Origin of the sequence: Paenibacillus sp. W4I10 (assembly GCF_030816325.1) — a bacterium.
Classification (GTDB): Bacteria; Bacillota; Bacilli; order Paenibacillales; family Paenibacillaceae; genus Paenibacillus; species Paenibacillus amylolyticus_B.
In genome coordinates, this window is record NZ_JAUSXX010000001.1 from 326,257 (window position 1) to 344,854 (window position 18,598).

Annotated in this window: 14 protein-coding genes; all 14 read left to right on the top strand. The window is 47.5% G+C overall.

Features of this window, described 5'->3' with window-relative positions; genetic code table 11:
* Nucleotides 1-23 precede the first annotated feature (23 nt).
* The 14 genes from QF049_RS01375 (at nucleotide 24) to ftsZ (ending at nucleotide 18,570) form a co-directional block, all read left to right on the top strand.
* Entirely contained in the window at nucleotides 24-452 is a 429-nt protein-coding gene (locus QF049_RS01375; protein WP_307534310.1) for a hypothetical protein, read from the top strand.
* A gap of 12 nt (nucleotides 453-464) precedes the next feature.
* Nucleotides 465-2,789, top strand: coding sequence for a penicillin-binding transpeptidase domain-containing protein (locus QF049_RS01380; protein WP_307534312.1), 2,325 nt, complete (start codon nucleotides 465-467; stop codon nucleotides 2,787-2,789).
* Between the two features lie 94 nt (nucleotides 2,790-2,883).
* Complete coding sequence (locus QF049_RS01385) at nucleotides 2,884-4,836, top strand: stage V sporulation protein D (RefSeq protein ID WP_036614879.1); 1,953 nt, start codon at nucleotides 2,884-2,886, stop codon at nucleotides 4,834-4,836.
* Nucleotides 4,837-4,976: 140 nt separating this feature from the next.
* Nucleotides 4,977-6,464, top strand: coding sequence for a UDP-N-acetylmuramoyl-L-alanyl-D-glutamate--2,6-diaminopimelate ligase (locus tag QF049_RS01390; RefSeq protein WP_124116018.1), 1,488 nt, complete (start codon nucleotides 4,977-4,979; stop codon nucleotides 6,462-6,464).
* Nucleotides 6,464-7,876: a UDP-N-acetylmuramoyl-tripeptide--D-alanyl-D-alanine ligase gene (locus QF049_RS01395; protein WP_307543056.1), complete on the top strand. Its 1,413-nt coding sequence runs from the start codon at nucleotides 6,464-6,466 to the stop codon at nucleotides 7,874-7,876. The genes QF049_RS01390 and QF049_RS01395 overlap by 1 nt, the downstream gene beginning before the upstream one ends.
* Nucleotides 7,877-7,888: 12 nt before the next feature.
* Nucleotides 7,889-8,857, top strand: a complete 969-nt coding sequence (mraY, locus tag QF049_RS01400; RefSeq protein ID WP_047843751.1) for a phospho-N-acetylmuramoyl-pentapeptide-transferase — start codon at nucleotides 7,889-7,891, stop codon at nucleotides 8,855-8,857.
* Nucleotides 8,858-8,860: 3 nt separating this feature from the next.
* Nucleotides 8,861-10,282: a UDP-N-acetylmuramoyl-L-alanine--D-glutamate ligase gene (gene murD / locus QF049_RS01405; RefSeq protein ID WP_307534315.1), complete on the top strand. Its 1,422-nt coding sequence runs from the start codon at nucleotides 8,861-8,863 to the stop codon at nucleotides 10,280-10,282.
* Between the two features lie 48 nt (nucleotides 10,283-10,330).
* Nucleotides 10,331-11,428 (top strand): stage V sporulation protein E, encoded by a 1,098-nt coding sequence (spoVE, locus tag QF049_RS01410; protein ID WP_062835457.1) that lies wholly within the window; start codon nucleotides 10,331-10,333, stop codon nucleotides 11,426-11,428.
* A 7-nt stretch (nucleotides 11,429-11,435) separates the two neighbouring features.
* Nucleotides 11,436-12,545, top strand: a complete 1,110-nt coding sequence (gene murG, locus QF049_RS01415; RefSeq protein ID WP_307543059.1) for an undecaprenyldiphospho-muramoylpentapeptide beta-N-acetylglucosaminyltransferase — start codon at nucleotides 11,436-11,438, stop codon at nucleotides 12,543-12,545.
* Nucleotides 12,546-12,694: 149 nt separating this feature from the next.
* Nucleotides 12,695-13,600, top strand: coding sequence for a UDP-N-acetylmuramate dehydrogenase (murB, locus tag QF049_RS01420; protein WP_307534317.1), 906 nt, complete (start codon nucleotides 12,695-12,697; stop codon nucleotides 13,598-13,600).
* A gap of 17 nt (nucleotides 13,601-13,617) precedes the next feature.
* The gene (gene murA, locus QF049_RS01425; protein WP_149846754.1) at nucleotides 13,618-14,901 is read left to right on the top strand and encodes a UDP-N-acetylglucosamine 1-carboxyvinyltransferase; all 1,284 of its coding nucleotides are present in this window, start codon (nucleotides 13,618-13,620) and stop codon (nucleotides 14,899-14,901) included.
* Nucleotides 14,902-14,959: 58 nt separating this feature from the next.
* On the top strand, nucleotides 14,960-15,727 hold the full coding sequence (locus QF049_RS01430; protein ID WP_149846753.1) for a cell division protein FtsQ/DivIB: 768 nt from the start codon (nucleotides 14,960-14,962) through the stop codon (nucleotides 15,725-15,727).
* Between the two features lie 293 nt (nucleotides 15,728-16,020).
* Entirely contained in the window at nucleotides 16,021-17,304 is a 1,284-nt protein-coding gene (gene ftsA, locus QF049_RS01435; protein WP_036614863.1) for a cell division protein FtsA, read from the top strand.
* 150 nt (nucleotides 17,305-17,454) lie between these two features.
* A complete protein-coding gene (ftsZ, locus tag QF049_RS01440) occupies nucleotides 17,455-18,570 on the top strand; it encodes a cell division protein FtsZ (RefSeq protein WP_017687306.1) in 1,116 nt (371 codons plus the stop codon).
* Nucleotides 18,571-18,598 lie beyond the last annotated feature (28 nt).

The following is an 18,598-nucleotide window of genomic DNA, read 5'->3' on the forward strand; positions in this document are numbered from 1 at the left end:
AGAGTGGAGGAGAGAATCGGAGTATGGCATATACACGTGGTAATCTCGCTGTAAAAGAAAAAGCGTCCCAGGAACGTGTGACCCAGCAACGATACAAAGAAACCACCAAAGTGGTGACCCGTCGTACGGGTCTTCCGGCGCGCGAGAAGATTTTGTATCTGATTACCCTGGTTGCAGTTATCCTTGTTGGAGGAGCCTTGATGTCTCGTTATGCTCATATCTACGATCTGAACAAGCAGGCGCAGTCCACTATTTCGGATATCAAGGTGTATGAAAAGACGATCGCAGACCTGCAGGTGGAAAAAGAAACATTGAACAACCAGGTTATCGAAAATGCAAAACAACTTGGTTACGTTGAAGCTTCCGGTAAGGATGTCATTTTTGTACCACGCTCAACAAGTACGAAATCAACAGGTACTGAATCGTCTTCGAATACAACAAGCAGTAAGTAAAGAGGTGTTCCGATGATAAAAAGAATAAAGATGCGCACGTTGCTAATAGGGGGATGTATTACCCTCTTTTTTCTTGTACTCGTAACCCGAATCTTTTTCATTCAAGTTGTGAACGGCGGTGTATGGCAAGAACGGGCGGCCGGTTTGGTAGAGCGGGAACAGACGATTAAGGCAGCACGTGGGACGATTACGGACCGCAATGGTAACGTTTTGGCTGCGGACGCGCCTGCATACACGGTTTCCGTTAATCCGTTATTAATTAATGAACTTGGCATTCAGGATGTTGTTACGGAGAAGCTCTCGGCCCTTCTTGGGAAAAATGAGAGTGAGATGCGTGCTCTAGTCACAGCGAAGAAAAAAGATGGAAAATTCTTTGAGCAGCGTGAAGTGCGCAGTGAAGGATATAAGATAAGTCCTGAACTTGCGGCACAAGTCAACGAACTGCGTGAGGAATTACAAGAAGAATACAAGGCTCGTAATGCCATTGTCATGGCTCAAGAGTCGAAGCGTTTTTACCCTGAAGAAACACTTGCTTCTCACCTCTTGGGATATATGAGCCGTGATGGGAAAGCTGTCAATGGACTTGAAGTCTCATATGATGAAGCACTGACAGGTACAGACGGATATCTGAATTATCAGAAGGATGCCAAAGGCATTAAACTTCCGGATTCACAGGATAACTATCTGCCACCTCAGAACGGTAAGAACCTTACGCTGACCATAGATGATACGATCCAGTTCTACATTGAGGATGCAATGAAAGAAGCCGTTGCCAAGTATAATCCATTGAGCATGACGGTCATTGCTGCGGACCCAAACACCATGGAGATTCTAGGGATGGCCAACTGGCCAACTTTTAATCCGAATACGTATGGGAGTACACCTGATCAAAAGAATTTTATCAACCATGCTACGCAATCCATCTATGAGCCAGGTAGTACATTCAAAATAGTTACGCTAGCAGGGGCTGTAGAAGAAAAACTCTTTGATCCCAATGCAAGTTTTGAATCCAAACGCATGTATATTGGTGGTTTCCCAATTAGTGATAATGGACATGCCTATGGTTGGATATCTTATCTTGAAGGTGTCAAACGGTCAAGTAACATTGCCTTTGTTAACTTGGGTTATAACATGCTTGGTGGTGAACGTCTGCGTCATTACATAGACGAATTTGGTTTCGGCAAAAAGACAGGTATTGATCTGCCGAATGAGTCAGCGTCACCGATCAAGCCACTTGTATACAAATCCGAGATTGCCACGGCAGCCTATGGGCATGGTCTTGTACAGGTAACACCAATTCAACAGGTCGCAGCCATCTCTGCGATTGCCAACGGCGGCAAATTGCTGGAGCCACATCTGGTGAAGGAGATCAAGAACCCAAATGATGGGACAACGGAAGTGATCAAACCTAAAGTTGTTCGTCAGGTGATTTCCAAGGAATCTTCCAAACTGGTGAGTGGTTATTTGGAACAAGTGGTTGCAGACCAAACGATTGGTACTGGTCGTAACGCCTATATTGAAGGTTACCGTGTAGCTGGTAAGACAGGTACGGCAAGAAAGGTTGTTAATGGAGCATACAGCAAGTCAAAAGACGTTGTATCGTTTATTGGATTCGCGCCCGTGAATAATCCGAAGATTGCTATACTTGTTGTCATTGACCAACCGGATGGAACCAACATTGGGGGAGGAACCGCAGCTGCCCCGGTGTTCAAAAAGATTGTCAGCCAGACTCTTCAATACATGGGAATACCCAAAGATACAGCCAAAACTCCTGACAAAAAGTCAAAAGAAGTCTCTGTCGTGCAAGCAAAGGCGCCTGACTTGAGTGGCAAGACAGCCAAACAAGCCAGAAGCCAGCTTCTAAGCGCAGGTATTGCTTATGTGACTCTTGGTCAAGGTGATAATGTAATTCGGCAGTATCCGGTTGCTGGCGCTTCTATGAATCCAGGCCAACGAATCTATCTGCTAACGGAAGAAAGCAGCAAGATGAAGATTCCCGATCTAACAGGTGAATCTCTCCGTGATGCCCTGGAAGTACTTTCTCTCATGAAGGTGGGGGTTACAGTCAAGGGTGAGGGTTATGTCGTGAAGCAAACCGAGCAGGTCGCAGGTGAGCAGAGAACTGTGCAGTTGAACTTGCAAACTGCCAAAGCTGCAGTAACAGGTATAGCCGATGAGGCTCCAATCTCTTCTGATCCGTCGTCAGAAGCTGAAGTGAAGGAACAAGAGGCTTCGGCCGGAGAAGCTAAAACCGACGAAACAGATAACAACAAGGCTCCTGCCAATGAATCCGAGTCCTCTGATGATCCAGCCACAAACGGAGCTTCGCTTCCTTAGGGAGCTCTGACAGCTTGTTCTAACCCCCGGTTGTCCTGAATATTCATGAATGGAACGAATGTCATGATTTTGGGACGAGTGGGGGGATCTTTTCGTGAAGGGATCAAGCGTAAATCTGCGGCGCAGGTTGCTATGGAGTTTAATGATTTTAGTTTTGTTATTTTCGGCCCTGATGATCAGGCTTGCTTATGTACAGCTCGGGGAAGGCCCTGAATTGTCAGCAAAAGCAGAAGAATCCTGGCGGCGTAATATTCCTTACTCAGCCAAGCGGGGGGAGATCCTGGATCGAAATGGAACCTCTCTGGCCTATAATGTGACAACACCGACCATTATGGCCATTCCGGCTCAGGTTAAAGAAGCTGAAACGACAGCTAAAGCGCTGGCCCCATTACTTGGGATGACGGAAGAAAAAGTGCTCGCAACCATCAAGAAACGAGAACTCATTGTACGACTACAACCCGGCGGCCGCAAAATTACGATGGAGAAAGCTCAGCGCATCCGTGATTTGAAGCTTCCGGGTATCGTTGTTGCTGAGGACAATAAACGTTTTTATCCTTATGATGATTTGGCTGCCCATATTCTTGGTTTTACGGGCATTGATAATCAGGGCTTAACAGGTGTCGAGAAGAAATATGATGATAAGCTGAATGGTTTGAATGGCAGTGTGTCCTACTTGTCCGATGCGGCCGGAAGGCTAATGCCGGGCTCATCCGAGAAGTATGTGGAACCGAAGGACGGCCTTAACCTCAAGCTGACCATTGATAAATCTATTCAGTCCATCATGGAGAGAGAATTGGATCAGGCCATGGTGAAGTTCCAGGCGAACTCAGCATTGGCCATAGCGATGAATCCCAAAACGGGTGAAATCTTGGGGATGTCCAGCAGGCCGGGATACGAACCTGCCGATTATCAGCAATATCCAGCGGAGATATACAATCGCAATTTACCGATCTGGATGACCTACGAGCCCGGCTCCACATTTAAGATCATTACTTTGGCAGCAGCGCTTGAAGAGAAAAAGGTCAATCTGCAACAGGATCAATTTTTTGATCCCGGATATGTTGAGGTGGGTGGAGCCCGTCTGCGTTGCTGGAAAAAGGGAGGCCACGGAAGTCAGACCTTCTTACAAGTTGTGGAGAACTCATGTAACCCGGGCTTTGTGGCTTTGGGGCAGAGGCTGGGCAAAGAATCGCTCTTCTCCTATATTAAAGACTTTGGTTTCGGTACCAAGACAGGGATCGACCTCAGCGGAGAAGCCAGTGGAATTCTGTTCAAACTGTCCAGAGTGGGACCTGTCGAGCTTGCAACGACTGCTTTTGGTCAAGGTGTATCCGTAACACCCATTCAGCAAGTAGCAGCTGTGTCAGCGGCCATCAATGGGGGTAAACTTTACAAGCCTTATGTTACGAAAGCGTGGGTCCATCCGGTCACAGGGGAAGTTATGGAAGAAGCCAAGCCGGAACTGGTTCGTCAGGTGATCTCGGAGAATACATCCAAACAAGTACGTGAAGCACTCGAGAGTGTTGTCGCAAAAGGTACCGGGCGTCCGGCATTCATTGATGGATACCGGGTCGGTGGCAAAACAGGTACAGCCCAGAAGGTTATCAACGGACGTTATTCCTCGACTGAGCATATCGTATCCTTTATCGGATTTGCACCAGCAGATGATCCACAGATTGTGGTCTATACCGCAGTTGATAATCCCAAAGGAATTCAGTTCGGAGGTGTGGTTGCCGCCCCGATTGTGCAGAACATCCTTGAAGATGCTTTGCATTATATGAATGTACCTGTTCGGAAGGATCAGGTCGCCAAAGAATACAAGTATGGTGAAACCAAAATCGTGACAGTCCCAGACCTGACAGGAGCTACTGTTGAAGATCTGTACGAAGACCTGAACATGAATTTTATGCTGGCGAAGTCTGGCAGTGGTAAATACGTGATTAATCAGGCACCTAAACCTGGCGCGAGGGTAGATCAGGGATCAACCATCCGCATTTATATGGGGAATGTACTGAACGATGCACATGATCACACAAAGGATGAATAACAGGACTTAGGGGTAGTTTGAGGCTTCTAGCGCAACAAAATTCATCCAAGTGCGTTTCATTATAGGGTTGTATTGACGATATTAATAAATACAGACATATGTTAAAACAGAAGTATAATTGGAAAAGTGAGGTTATTCATGTGCTTTTAAAACAATTTGCATCGATGCTGACCACCGCCCGCCTCGTGGGCGAATCAAATACAGAATGCCAAAACCTTCAGACAGATTCCCGGCAGGTAAAACCGGGTGATCTGTTTATCTGTCTTCCGGGACATACGGTAGATGGTCATGATTATGCAGAAAAAGCTGTAAATGCTGGTGCAGTTGCATTGGTGGTTGAACGGCAGCTGGATCTGCCTGTACCACAATTACTGGTGAAGGACAGCCGATTTGCGATGGCTGTTCTGGCAGATTTCTTTTTTGACTCGCCAAGCCAGAAGATGAATATGATTGGTGTAACGGGAACGAACGGAAAAACAACGACCACCTATTTAATTGAAAAAATCATGAGTGATTACGGGCGCAAGACGGGATTGATCGGTACTATTCAAATGCGGTATGACGGTCGCACCTACCCGATGTCAGGAACGACACCAGAGGCGCTTGATCTGCAGCGTAGTCTGCATGATATGGTTCAGAAGGGTACGGACTGCTGTGTTATGGAAGTTTCTTCTCACGCATTGGAACAAGGACGAGTAAAGGGAACAAATTTCCGTACTGCGGTATTTACTAACCTGACGCAAGATCATCTGGACTACCACCATTCCATGGAGGAATATCGCGGGGCCAAAGGATTGTTCTTTGCACGTCTGGGTAACGGTTATACGGAAGATGTTTCACAGCGTAAATTCGCTGTCATCAATGCAGATGATCCGGCTGCGGCTTATTTCATCTCTGTGACTGCGGCTGAAGTGATTACATATGGCATGGGTGAAAAGGCGGATGTACGCGCATCCCAAATCTCAATCACGTCTCAGGGAACTTCTTTTCACGTGGATACATTTGCAGGCAGCGCGGATATTCGATTGCGCATGGTAGGCAAATTCAATGTGTACAATGCAATGGCAGCAATCTCTGCAGCGCTGGTGGAAGGTATTCCGCTGGAAGAGATCAAGCGCAGTCTGGAGACGGTTCCGGGCGTGGATGGACGTGTTGAAGGAGTGGACGAAGGACAGCCATTTGCTGTTATTGTCGATTATGCCCATACACCGGATGGACTGGAGAATGTGCTGCGGACGGTGAAAGAATTTGCCGAAGGACGTGTAATTTGCGTGTTTGGCTGTGGTGGTGACAGGGACCGTACCAAACGCCCTCTCATGGGGAAAATTGCTGCGAATTATAGTGATTTTGTACTGGTTACTTCCGATAATCCACGGACAGAAGATCCGGATCTGATTCTCAAAGACATTGAACAGGGCCTGATTGAAGAATCCGTTCCTGCTGAACGTTATACGATGATTGTGGATCGACGCCAGGCGATTCATGAAGCTATTGAAATGGCAAGCCCAGCCGATGTAGTATTGATTGCGGGCAAGGGTCACGAGACCTATCAGATTATCGGCACAACCAAAACCGATTTTGATGACCGAATCATAGCCAAAGAAGCGATAAGGGGCAAATCCAATTGATAAAAAGAACATTGGCACAATTGGCCGAGATGTGTGGAGGAACATTAAGTGACGTTGCCGCTCATGGCAATGTAATGGTTGAAGGGGTGTTTACCGATTCGCGTAAACCTCTGGAAGGCAGTTTATTTATTCCGCTAGTGGGTGAAAGGTTTGACGGACACGAATTTGTGCAAGCCTGTCTAGAGAAGGGGGCTGCAGGCGCGATCTGGCAAAAGGATCATGGTATTCCGCCACAAGGAGCTGTCATTATTGTTGACGACACACTTGTCGCACTGCAAGCACTCGCATCTGCTTATCTAACGGAGAATAAAGCGGCTGTTGTTGGCATTACAGGCAGCAACGGCAAGACAACAACAAAGGACATCGTTGATGCCATTCTCTCAACGACGTTCAAAGTGCATAAGACGCAAGGCAACTTTAATAATCACATTGGTTTACCACTGACTGTACTAAGCATGGACCCGGATACCGAGATTATCATTTTGGAGATGGGTATGAGTGGTCGCGGGGAAATTAACGATTTGTCGGTTATTGCTCAGCCAGATGTAGCGATTATAACCAATATTGGTGAATCTCATCTGCTTCAGCTGGGGTCCAGATTGGAGATTGCCAGAGCCAAAGCCGAGATTGCCGCGGGATTGAAGTCTGGCGGGTTACTGATCTACAACGGAGACGAGCCTTTAATTGCACAAGTCCTTGAAGAGCCCGCAACGAAACAACCTGAGGGATTGCAGAGGTTTACATTTGGTCTGCAAACCGATAATGATGACTATCCTACCGGACTTATGAATGCGCAGAACGGCGTAGTTTTCACCACCAAACAGTCTGGAGAACATGCATTTACGCTACCTCTGCTAGGAACGCATAATGTCGTTAACTGTCTGGCTGCTTTGGCTGTAGCCCGTCATTTCAAAGTGACGACGGAGCAGATTGCAGCGGGATTGTCTCGCTTGAAACTGACAGGCATGCGTATTGAGGTTACTCAAGGCGTTAGTGGTCTAACCCTGCTGAATGATGCATACAATGCAAGTCCAACCTCCATGAAGGCCGCAATTGATGTACTAGAGGGTCTGAAAGGATACCGCATGAAAGTGGCTGTGCTTGGTGATATGCTTGAACTTGGACCTGAAGAACAGAATCTGCATCTTGGAATTGGTGAGTATATTACATCTGCCAAAATGGACATGGTGCTCGTATATGGTCACCTATCAGCACATATTGCTGAAGGAGCAAGAAAGCATATGCCGGCAGAGGCTGTGCATGCTTTTATAGATAAAGAAGAAATGACCCGTTATCTACTGGAGAAACTACATCCCAGAGACGTTGTCTTGTTCAAAGCCTCAAGAGGCATGAAGCTGGAGGACGTGGTCGAAGCATTACAAATAGCACCATTACAGAATCGAGTAGACTAGAGGGGTGAACCCATGGATTTTCAGGTATTACTGTTAACAATCGGTGTTTCATTTATTCTGGCGGTGATTGCCGCACCGCTCCTGATTCCGCTGTTACGTCGAATGAAATTCGGACAGCAAGTTAGGGAAGATGGGCCTCAGAGCCATTTGAAAAAAAGCGGAACACCTACAATGGGTGGAGTCGTCATTTTAGTTGCGTTCACATTGGCCTTTTTGAAATTTTCGGCAGTCAAGAATACAGACTTTTATGTCTTGCTCGTGGCTACGCTGGGGTTTGGGCTGATTGGCTTCCTGGATGATTACATCAAAATTGTGTTCAAACGTTCGCTGGGACTGACGGCCAGACAAAAAATGCTGGGTCAATTGTTCTTCAGTGCAGTGATGTGTTTCTTGCTGATTCAGAATGGACACAGCACAGCCATCTCTATTCCGGGTACGTCATTTTCGTTTGACTGGACCGGATGGTTCTATTATCCATTTGTCGTATTCATGATGCTTGCCATCACCAATGCGGTTAACTTTACCGATGGTCTGGATGGTTTGCTGTCAGGTGTAAGTGCGATTGCCTTTGGCGCGTTTGCCATTGTGGCGATGCAAGCCACGTCGATGCCGGCAGCAGTGTGTGCAGCAGCGATGATCGGAGCCGTACTCGGTTTTCTGGTATACAATGCACATCCGGCCAAAGTGTTTATGGGAGACACCGGTTCTCTGGGGATTGGCGGTGCGATTGGTGCGGTAGCCATTGTAACCAAGACAGAGCTTCTTTTTGTCATCATTGGCGGTATTTTTGTTATCGAGATCCTGTCTGTCATCATTCAAGTGGTATCTTTCAAGACTCGTGGCAAGCGTGTATTCAAAATGAGCCCCATTCACCATCACTTTGAATTAAGTGGTTGGTCAGAATGGCGGGTTGTTATTACCTTTTGGGCGGTAGGCGCAATTTTGGCCGCTCTTGGACTTTATCTCAACAAGGGGTTGTAGATCATGAACCATCCTGAATCATATCGCGGACAACAAGTAGTCGTGCTCGGATTGGCGAAAAGTGGCGTACAGGTCGCCAAAGTGCTGGATCGCGCAGGAGCGAAGGTTACAGTAAATGATAAAAAAGAGAGAGATCAATGTCCCGAAGCTTCCGAATTGGAGGCTTTGGGAATTTCTGTTGTATGCGGAGGGCATCCGGATGATCTGATTCACAGTGGTGTGAAGCTGGTCGTTAAAAATCCGGGTATCCCATACCATGCAGCTCCTGTGCAGCAAGCTTTGGCATTGGGCATTGAAGTGGTGACCGAAGTAGAGGTAGCTTATCATCTATGTGCTGCACCCATGATCGGGATTACGGGTTCCAACGGTAAAACAACAACAACCACTTGGGTGGGGGAAATGTTGGAACATGCCGGCCTCAACCCGATCGTTGCCGGTAATATCGGAACACCTCTCTGTGAAGCGGCAGAGCAAGCTTCTCCAGATAACTGGATGGTTGTTGAGCTTAGCAGTTTCCAGCTCAAAGGAACGGTTGATTTCCGTCCCCGAATTGCCAGCTTACTTAACGTTGCAGAGACACATCTGGACTATCACGGGAACATGGATGATTATGTGGCTTCCAAAGCCAAACTGTTCGCCAATCAGCAGCCTGACGACGTAGCCATTCTAAATTGGGATGATGCGGTATGTCGTGGTCTGGTTCCTTACATCCAAGGCAGATTGATCCCCTTCTCAGTGACAGAGAAATTGGATACAGGTGTGTATGCAGATCCTCCTTATGTGGATGGAGAAGAGGATGATGTGAAGCGTCAGATTATCTACGCGGATGAAAACGGAGATCACCACACCATTATTGACATCGAGAATATTGGCATCGCTGGACGATTCAATGTGGAAAATGCAATGGCCGCTGTGGCCATTGCCGTAGCGGCAGGAGCTGATCCAGCAGTGCTGGCTGCTCCGCTTGCAGATTTCAAGGCGGTTGAACACCGACTTGAATATGTCCTGGAGCATAACGGCTCTGCATACTACAACAACTCCAAAGCGACCAATTCGAAAGCTACGGTTATGGCCCTGAATTCGTTCAAGGAACCGGTCGTATTAATTGCTGGAGGGTTGGATCGCGGGTCAGACATGATGGAGTTGTTGCCCTTGTTCCAGGAACGGGTAAAAGCTGTCGTTGCAATTGGAGAGACACGAACAAAAATTGCCAAGGTCGCGGAACTTGCCGGATTAAAGCAAATTAAGGTCGTCGATAATGAGGAGGACGCTGCCCGGACGTTAACCGTTGCTGTGCAGGAAGCATCGAAGCTTGCCAGTGCCGGTGATGTCGTTTTGTTATCCCCGGCATGTGCAAGTTGGGACATGTTTGCTTCCTATGAAGAGCGGGGACGCATTTTTAAAGAGGCGGCGCATAACTTGTAAGTAGGGGGGTGGAAAAGCCCCTACTTCCATGCAAGGGGTGGCCTCCTGATGAAACAGACGCGACCGGCACCAGATATTTGGTTGCTGATTTGTATTTTGGCATTGCTTGCCATCGGCATTATTATGGTATATAGTGCGGGCTCGGTGCTTGCCTTTCATGACTATGGCGATTCATTTTATTTTGTAAAAAGACAGGCCTTGTTTGCGGTGCTTGGGCTTGTGGCCATGTTCGTAACTGCTAACGTAGACTACCGGGTGTGGAGGAAATATGCCAAGCCTATATTGATTGCCTGTTTTATTATGCTCATTGCGGTGCTCATTCCTGGAATCGGTGTGGTTCGCGGTGGTGCAAGAAGTTGGCTGGGCATTGGTTCGTTCGGTATTCAGCCCTCGGAATTTATGAAGCTGGGCATGATTCTGTTTCTCGCTCACTGGCTGAGCAAGGAGCCGGGCAAAATCAAAACCTTCACAACGGGGCTTCTGCCACCGCTGGGATTGATCGGTTTGGCTTTTGGGATTATTATGCTGCAACCTGATTTGGGGACTGGCACCGTGATGATGGGCGCATCGATGCTTATTATTTTCACAGCCGGAGCGCGAATGAAACATCTGAGCTTGCTTGCTCTTGGCGGCGTAGCGGGGTTTGCAGCTTTGATTGCAGCAGCACCCTATCGGTTGCAGCGTATCACAGCGTTTTTGGACCCGTGGTCCGATCCATTGGGTGCCGGATATCAGATCATTCAATCCTTATACGCGATTGGTCCGGGTGGACTGGCGGGATTGGGACTGGGTATGAGCCGGCAGAAGTACAGTTATGTACCTGAACCGCAAACGGACTTTATTTTTAGTATTTTGGCCGAAGAACTCGGCTTTATAGGTGGAATGATTGTATTATTGTTGTTTCTGGTGCTGGTGTGGAGAGGAATGCGTGTAGCCATGACCGTTCCGGATGCCTTTGGCAGTCTGCTTGGTGTTGGTATCGTAGGTATGGTCGCCGTACAGGTCATTATTAACATTGGTGTTGTCATTGGCATGATGCCTGTTACGGGCATTACATTGCCCCTGATCAGTTACGGCGGATCATCATTGACCCTCATGCTCACAGCACTGGGCATTTTAGTGAATTTATCCCGTTATGCGAGGTGACTATGCGATGCGAGTCGTTCTAAGCGGTGGCGGTACGGGTGGACATATCTATCCGGCCGTTGCCATAGCAAGACAATGCGAGGCGGAGAACCCGGACTCGACATTTCTATACATTGGAGGAACCAGAGGGCTGGAAAGCAAGCTGGTTCCCCAAGAAAATATTCCTTTTAAATCCATTGATATTACGGGCTTTCGGCGGAAATTGTCCATCGACAACCTGAAAACGGTCATGCGTTTCATTCAAGGTGTACGCAAGTCTAAAAAAATGCTGAAGGAATTCAAACCGGATGTTGTGATTGGTACAGGTGGATATGTGTGTGGACCTGTGGTATATGCAGCAACAAAACTGGGAATTCCGAGTATAATTCATGAACAGAACGCCATTCCTGGTCTGACGAACAAATTTTTGATGCGTTATGTGGACACGGTTGCCGTTAGCTTTGAAGGTTCTGAAAAATCGTTTTCCGGCGCAAAAAAGGTGATCTACACCGGTAATCCCCGAGCGACTACGGTAGCCCAGGCTAGCCGTGATCGTGGTTTTGCCACGTTAGGTGTACCGATGAACAGCCGTGTTGTTCTTGTGGTTGGTGGCAGTCGCGGGGCAAAAGCAATCAATCAGGCCATGGTGGACATGGCTCCAATGCTGGAACAACTGGACGATGTACATGTAGTTTACGTGACAGGGGATACCTATTTTGATGAAACGCGTGAAGCCATTCGCAGCTCATTGGGTACGATGCCAAACCACCTGCATGTCCTGCCTTATGTGCACAATATGCCTGAGGTGCTTGCCTGCACATCCTTGATTGTAAACCGTGCAGGTGCATCATTCCTTGCGGAGATTACATCACTGGGTATTCCTTCGATCCTGATTCCGTCACCTAACGTGACTAATAATCATCAGGAAGCCAATGCACGTACGCTTGAAGGTGGAGGCGCATCACTCACGATGCTGGAGAAGGATCTTACAGGCAAAGTCCTGTATGAAGCCATCGCCAAGATTATGAATGATGAATCGGGACGCAAACGAATGGCTGAAGCCTCTAGGAAACTGGGGAAACCCGATGCAGCTGAAGTGCTTGTTCATGAAATTCAGCGTCTTGCTGCAGGCCGATAAAGTGTGTTTGTGGGCGATTGTCACACACAAGACGGGGCTGACATAAGATACCGTATAAATCGTGACCATCGTTCCATGGCACCAGAACACGGTCTGTAACAACAGAACATACCGTGCTCATCGGTTTTGAAGCAAAGGAGGAAGCAAACATGCATCAGTGGATATCGTTACTATCCCAGAATAATGTTGGCAGAGTTCTTGAAAACGAATCGCTAGCCAAATACACCACATGGAAGATCGGCGGTCCTGCGGATGCACTGGTCATTCCCGAGAATAAAGAGCAGATGATGAATCTCGTTCAATTGCTTCACACGTATCAGATTCCGTGGATGCAACTTGGACGGGGCTCAAACATACTGGTGTCAGACAAAGGAATACGTGGTGTTGTGGTGAAACCAGGCGAGGGCTTTGATTATGCCGAATTTCACGAAGGTGGTGTAACTGCCGGAGCGGCGCATTCTTTTGTTAAACTCAGTGTGGTTGCTGCCAAAAAGGAATGGACCGGTCTGGAATTCGGCAGCGGTATCCCCGGCACTGTCGGTGGAGCTGTGTACATGAATGCAGGCGCGCATGGATCGGATGTGTCACGGATATTCAAATTCGCTGAGATTGTACTGGAGACAGGGGAATTGGTACGTTACAGCAAGGAGGACATGGATTTTGCCTACCGCCACTCTGTTCTGCATGATCGGAGAGGCATCGTGCTGGAAGCTACATTTGAACTCCAGTATGGAGAGCGCAACGTCATTTCGGAAACCATGGCGACTTACAAAGATCGCCGGCGCCGCACACAGCCACTGCAGATGGCATGTGCAGGTAGTGTATTCCGAAATCCACCGGGTGATCATGCAGCCCGCCTGATTGAAGCAGCAGGGCTGAAAGGAATGACCCAGGGAGGCGCACAGGTATCCACCATGCATGCCAATTTCATTGTTAATACAGGCCAAGCAACAGCAGAGGACGTTATCACCCTAATGCAGCAGATACAGAGCACTATATCATCTCAAAACGGTATTAACCTGGTACCGGAAGTCTTCGTAGTGGGTGAGCGGTAAACCCCGGAGGTGATACATTGGACAAATTGGTGATTGAAGGCGGGAAACCCCTCTCAGGATCCATACGCATCCATGGAGCAAAAAATGCCGCTTTACCGATTATGGCCGCAAGTTTGTTGGCAGATGGAGAAGTTACACTGCATAACGTTCCACACTTGCTGGACATTGAAGTGATGCTGTATATCCTGGAACGGCTTGGATGCACGTGTCGGCATGAACAGGGAACAGTGACGATTAATACCTCGTCTATCCGGTCATATGATGTGCCAGAAGATCTAATGAAGCAGATGCGCTCTTCCATTTTTTTGATGGGACCATTGCTGGCTAAGTTTGGGCAAGTGTCAGTGTATCAGCCAGGCGGCTGTGCCATTGGAGAACGCAAAATTGATCTTCACCTCCGGGGCCTGGAAGCGCTCGGAGCTTTGATTGAAGAGCAGGACCAACAGATTATCTGTCATGGGCACAATCTGGTGGGTACAGATATTCATTTGGATTTCCCGAGTGTGGGAGCGACCGAGAATATCATGATGGCAGCCGTTATGGCTAAAGGGACGACAACCATTTGCAACGCGGCAAGAGAACCTGAAATACAGGACCTGCAACACTTTTTGAATGCTATGGGTGCAAGCATTATTGGTGCAGGAACGGATACAATCACGATCAATGGCGTTGAGAAACTGAAGCCTTGTTCCTATGAGATTATACCGGATCGAATCGTTGCCGGAACTGTGATGATTGCAGCAGCAGCAACACGAGGCAATGTTACGCTTACACACTGCAATCCTGCTCATCTTACTTCACTTATACATGTATTGAAGCGCACTGGTGTTCAAATCACAGTCTGCAATGATATAATGACGGTGAGCTGTATGAGCCGTCCCAAATCAGTAGACCGTATTGTGACTTCTCCGTATCCTTCGTTTCCGACAGATTTGCAATCGCAAATCATGGTGCTGCTCAGTCTGGCAGACGGATTCAGTGTGATGAAGGAAACGGTATTCGAGGGCCGGTTTAAACATGTGGATGAACTGAATGTGATGGGGGCTGATATTTCAGTCGATCTGAACGCAGCATTTATCCGTGGTGTTCCCCGTCTGTACGGGGCTACAGTAGAAGCAACCGATCTTCGTGCAGGTGCAGCTCTGGTAATTGCTGGTCTGGCTGCTCAAGGCAAAACGGTTGTGGAGCAAGTGCATCATATTGACCGGGGCTACGATCAGATCGAGAAGTTATTCCAAAGTCTTGGAGCATCGGTTGAGCGACAGTCGTCCGTTTCGAAACAGTTGGATTTTGCCAATTAACGTCCTTGGAGTCCCCTTCTTGAAGGGAGGGGACCTGAGGCTTTGTGGAGCGCTACTTATGCCTAAAAGTCAAATTCCGGTTCTGAAGAAGAATCGGCCAAAAGGAAACACAAGCCGCAAAATTGTAATTATTCTCTTATTATTATTTATTGTATTGCTCGCTGTATTATTCTTTCGTTCTTCCATGAGTCGGATTTCGGCAATTGAAATTACGGGTAATGTATATACAGCAACTTCAGAACTGCTGGAGAAAAGCGGGCTGAAAGAAGGCGAACAATTTTTTGGGACAAGTACTGCCGAGGTTATTGAGCGTCTCAAGACCATCAAGGCGATCTCCACCGTTACCGTGGACAAGCAATTTCCGGGTATCATCCATATCAAGGTTCAGGAATATGCCACGGTTGCTTATGAGCTTGGTTCTGACGGTACGTTAAAAGCGATATTAGCCAGTGGGACAAGCTTGACGGTTCCGGCAACAATTGGTGTTGCTGTGGAGAAGCCCATATTGACCCAATGGAAGGCTGATGATCCACTCAAAGCCAAACTGAGCCAGACACTGGCTAAAATTCCGAATGAATTGACGACGGATATTTCGGAAATTATTCCGAATCCAACGCCTTCATTTCCGGATCAGATTCGGATGTATACCAAATCACAGTTTGAAGTGATTACAACCGTCTCTCTTTTATCGGATAAAGTGGAGTATCTGAATCAGGTGATTGAGACCGAACGGCCTGGGAAAATCACCATGCTTGAGGCAGATACCTATGTCCCTTTCATCCCGGATGACCCGGAAGATGATGCTGAACTAGGAGCAACCCCCTGATCTTTGCCATGATGAGGCTGGACTGAATATGAAAGCCTAGGCAGGTCGGGGTTTGACCCCGTCAGAGCAATGAAACTTGTTCTTTCTGAGATGAAGAAAAAATGATACACTTGAACTTATGGCACATGAGTTGCCTCCTTCTTTTTTCTTCAATGTTTTATGTCTGGCAACCAGATTTTGACACCCAAAAACATTGTAGAAAAAAGAGGGAAAGCCTGAAGTGTGTTGAATATGTTTTAAGAGTGTTTAAATTCGAACGTAATTTACTATTGGAGTCAGGAGGTGCCACAGACTTGAGCAACAATGACATCATTGTTAGTTTGGACATCGGTACATCCAAAATTCGCGCTATTATTGGGGAAATGAATAATGGAACCTTTAATATTATAGGAGTTGGATCTGCCGACTCGGAGGGAATTCGCAAAGGTGTAATCGTAGATATCGATCAGACGGTGCAGTCGATTCGCAACGCAGTGGATCATGCAGAACGTATGGTAGGTATTCAAATATCCGAAGTGTATGTTGGAATCTCGGGAAATCATATCGGACTGATGAGCAGTCACGGCGTCGTGGCTGTGTCTAACGAGGATCGTGAAATCGGAGAAGAAGACATGGAACGGGTGTTGAAAGCAGCCGAAGTCATTGCAGTTCCGCCGGAACGGGAAATTATTGATGTTGTCGCCAAGCAATATGTTGTAGATGGCTTGGAGGGCATACAGGACCCCCGTGGTATGATTGGTGTTCGTCTGGAAGTTGAAGCAACGATCATTACGGGTGCAAAAACCGCGATACATAATCTTTTGCGCTGCGTGGAAAAAGCGGGTCTGAAAGTAAGCGATCTGGTTCTCATGTCGCTTGGAGCGGGTCAACTGGCTTTGTCCAAAGATGAAAAAACGATGGGTTCAGTGCTTGTTGATATTGGAGCAGGTGCAACAACCATCGCCATTTTTGAAGAAGACAGTCTTGTTGCAACATCAACGTTGCCTATAGGTGGGGAATTCGTAACAAATGATATCGCCTATGGCTTACGCACGTTAACGGATCAGGCAGAGAAGGTGAAACTGAAATATGGCTGCGCCTGGTTGGATGATGCTGCTGCGGATGTGATGTTCAAAGTCACCCGAATTGGCAGTAATGTAGACAAGGAGTTTTCACAGGAGGATCTGGCAGCAATTATTGAACCTAGGGTTCAAGAAATATTCCAGATGATATCCCAAGAAGTGAAGCGTCTTGGTTACAACGAGCTTCCTGGAGGTTATATACTAACGGGAGGTACGGTCTCTATGCCGGGGGTTCTGCAGGTCGCTCAGCATGAGCTTGCTGCTTCGGTACGAGTTGCAGTTCCGGATTATATTGGTGTGCGTGACCCTGGGTTTACAAGCGGAGTCGGCATATTGCACAGTGTAATTCGCAGTTTGCGCATTCGTCCCTCGATCAATAACGGCGGTGGAAATAACAACAACAATAATAACAACAAGAAACCGACCAACCGTCCGAAGCCAAATACGGCACAGGAATCGGAGCAAAAACCCGGTCTGTTCGAGCGGCTGAAGAATATGTTCAGCGAATTTATATAACAGGTTGGATCCATTTCATACATTCTTGAAGCCGTCTGAATGCGCCGGTACTAAAATAAACGCTTTCGTTCGTCGATATATGAAATTGATTCGGTTCAAATCAAAAATTGGACGGGCCATCCATGCACATTGAGGGGGAGATGGAATAATATGTTGGAATTTGATTTCGAGATGGAGAGCTTGGCTCAAATTAAAGTCATCGGTGTAGGCGGCGGCGGAAGCAATGCAGTCAACCGTATGATTGAAAATGGTGTACAAGGTGTTGAATTTATTACGGTAAATACGGATGCTCAGGCGTTACACCTGGCGAAATCCGAGCATAAATTGCAAATCGGTGATAAATTGACTCGTGGTCTTGGTGCTGGTGCCAACCCGGATGTAGGTAAAAAAGCAGCGGAAGAGTCCCGAGATCTGATCATGAACACGTTGAAAGGTGCAGACATGGTATTTGTTACAGCCGGTATGGGCGGCGGTACAGGTACAGGTGCGGCTCCGGTTATTGCCGAAATCGCTAAAGAGTGTGGTGCACTTACCGTTGGTGTCGTAACTCGTCCATTTACATTTGAAGGACGCAAGCGTTCCAGCCATGCAGAGCAAGGTATTGAAGCTCTCAAGGAAAAAGTCGACACACTGATCGTGATTCCTAATGATCGTTTGCTCGAAATCGTAGACAAAAAGACTCCTATGCTTGAAGCATTCCGTCAAGCGGATAACGTACTTCGTCAAGCTGTACAAGGTATCTCTGATTTGATCGCTGTACCGGGTCTGATCAACCTTGACTTTGCTGACGTCAAAACGATTATGCACGAACGTGGTTCAGCCCTTATGGGGATTGGTGAATCAACTGGTGAGAATCGTGCCGCAGAAGCAGCACGGAAAGCCATTATGAGTCCTTTGCTTGAAACTTCTATTGAAGGTGCTCGCGGGGTAATCATGAACATTACGGGTGGCGTTAATCTGTCCCTGTATGAAGTGAACGAAGCGGCAGAGATTGTAACTTCTGCTTCCGACCCGGAAGTAAACATGATCTTTGGTGCCATCATTGACGAAGACCTGAAAGAGGAGATTAAGGTTACAGTTATTGCAACTGGTTTTGAAGATAAACCTGCTCCACCACCACCAGGACGTAAGCCTGCTCCAGCAACAGCGGAGACGACAGATACGCGTTCGCCGAACCTGCGTCCTTTCGGAAATCAGCCGAGCAATGATCAGCTGGACATTCCGACATTTTTACGCAATCGTTCACGCAATAATAACAACGATTAATACGCAAATCAATTTATTGGAAACCCGG

Excerpts from the sequence above, each read along its gene's own strand:
- QF049_RS01430 (WP_149846753.1), top strand. The coding sequence starts at position 14,960 with ATGCCTAAAAGTCAAATTCCGGTTCTGAAGAAGAATCGGCCAAAAGGA.
- murD (WP_307534315.1), top strand. The coding sequence starts at position 8,861 with ATGAACCATCCTGAATCATATCGCGGACAACAAGTAGTCGTGCTCGGA.
- murB (WP_307534317.1), top strand. The coding sequence starts at position 12,695 with ATGCATCAGTGGATATCGTTACTATCCCAGAATAATGTTGGCAGAGTT.
- spoVE (WP_062835457.1), top strand. The coding sequence starts at position 10,331 with ATGAAACAGACGCGACCGGCACCAGATATTTGGTTGCTGATTTGTATT.
- QF049_RS01375 (WP_307534310.1), top strand. The coding sequence starts at position 24 with ATGGCATATACACGTGGTAATCTCGCTGTAAAAGAAAAAGCGTCCCAG.
- QF049_RS01380 (WP_307534312.1), top strand. The coding sequence starts at position 465 with ATGATAAAAAGAATAAAGATGCGCACGTTGCTAATAGGGGGATGTATT.
- mraY (WP_047843751.1), top strand. The coding sequence starts at position 7,889 with ATGGATTTTCAGGTATTACTGTTAACAATCGGTGTTTCATTTATTCTG.
- murG (WP_307543059.1), top strand. The coding sequence starts at position 11,436 with ATGCGAGTCGTTCTAAGCGGTGGCGGTACGGGTGGACATATCTATCCG.
- ftsZ (WP_017687306.1), top strand. The coding sequence starts at position 17,455 with ATGTTGGAATTTGATTTCGAGATGGAGAGCTTGGCTCAAATTAAAGTC.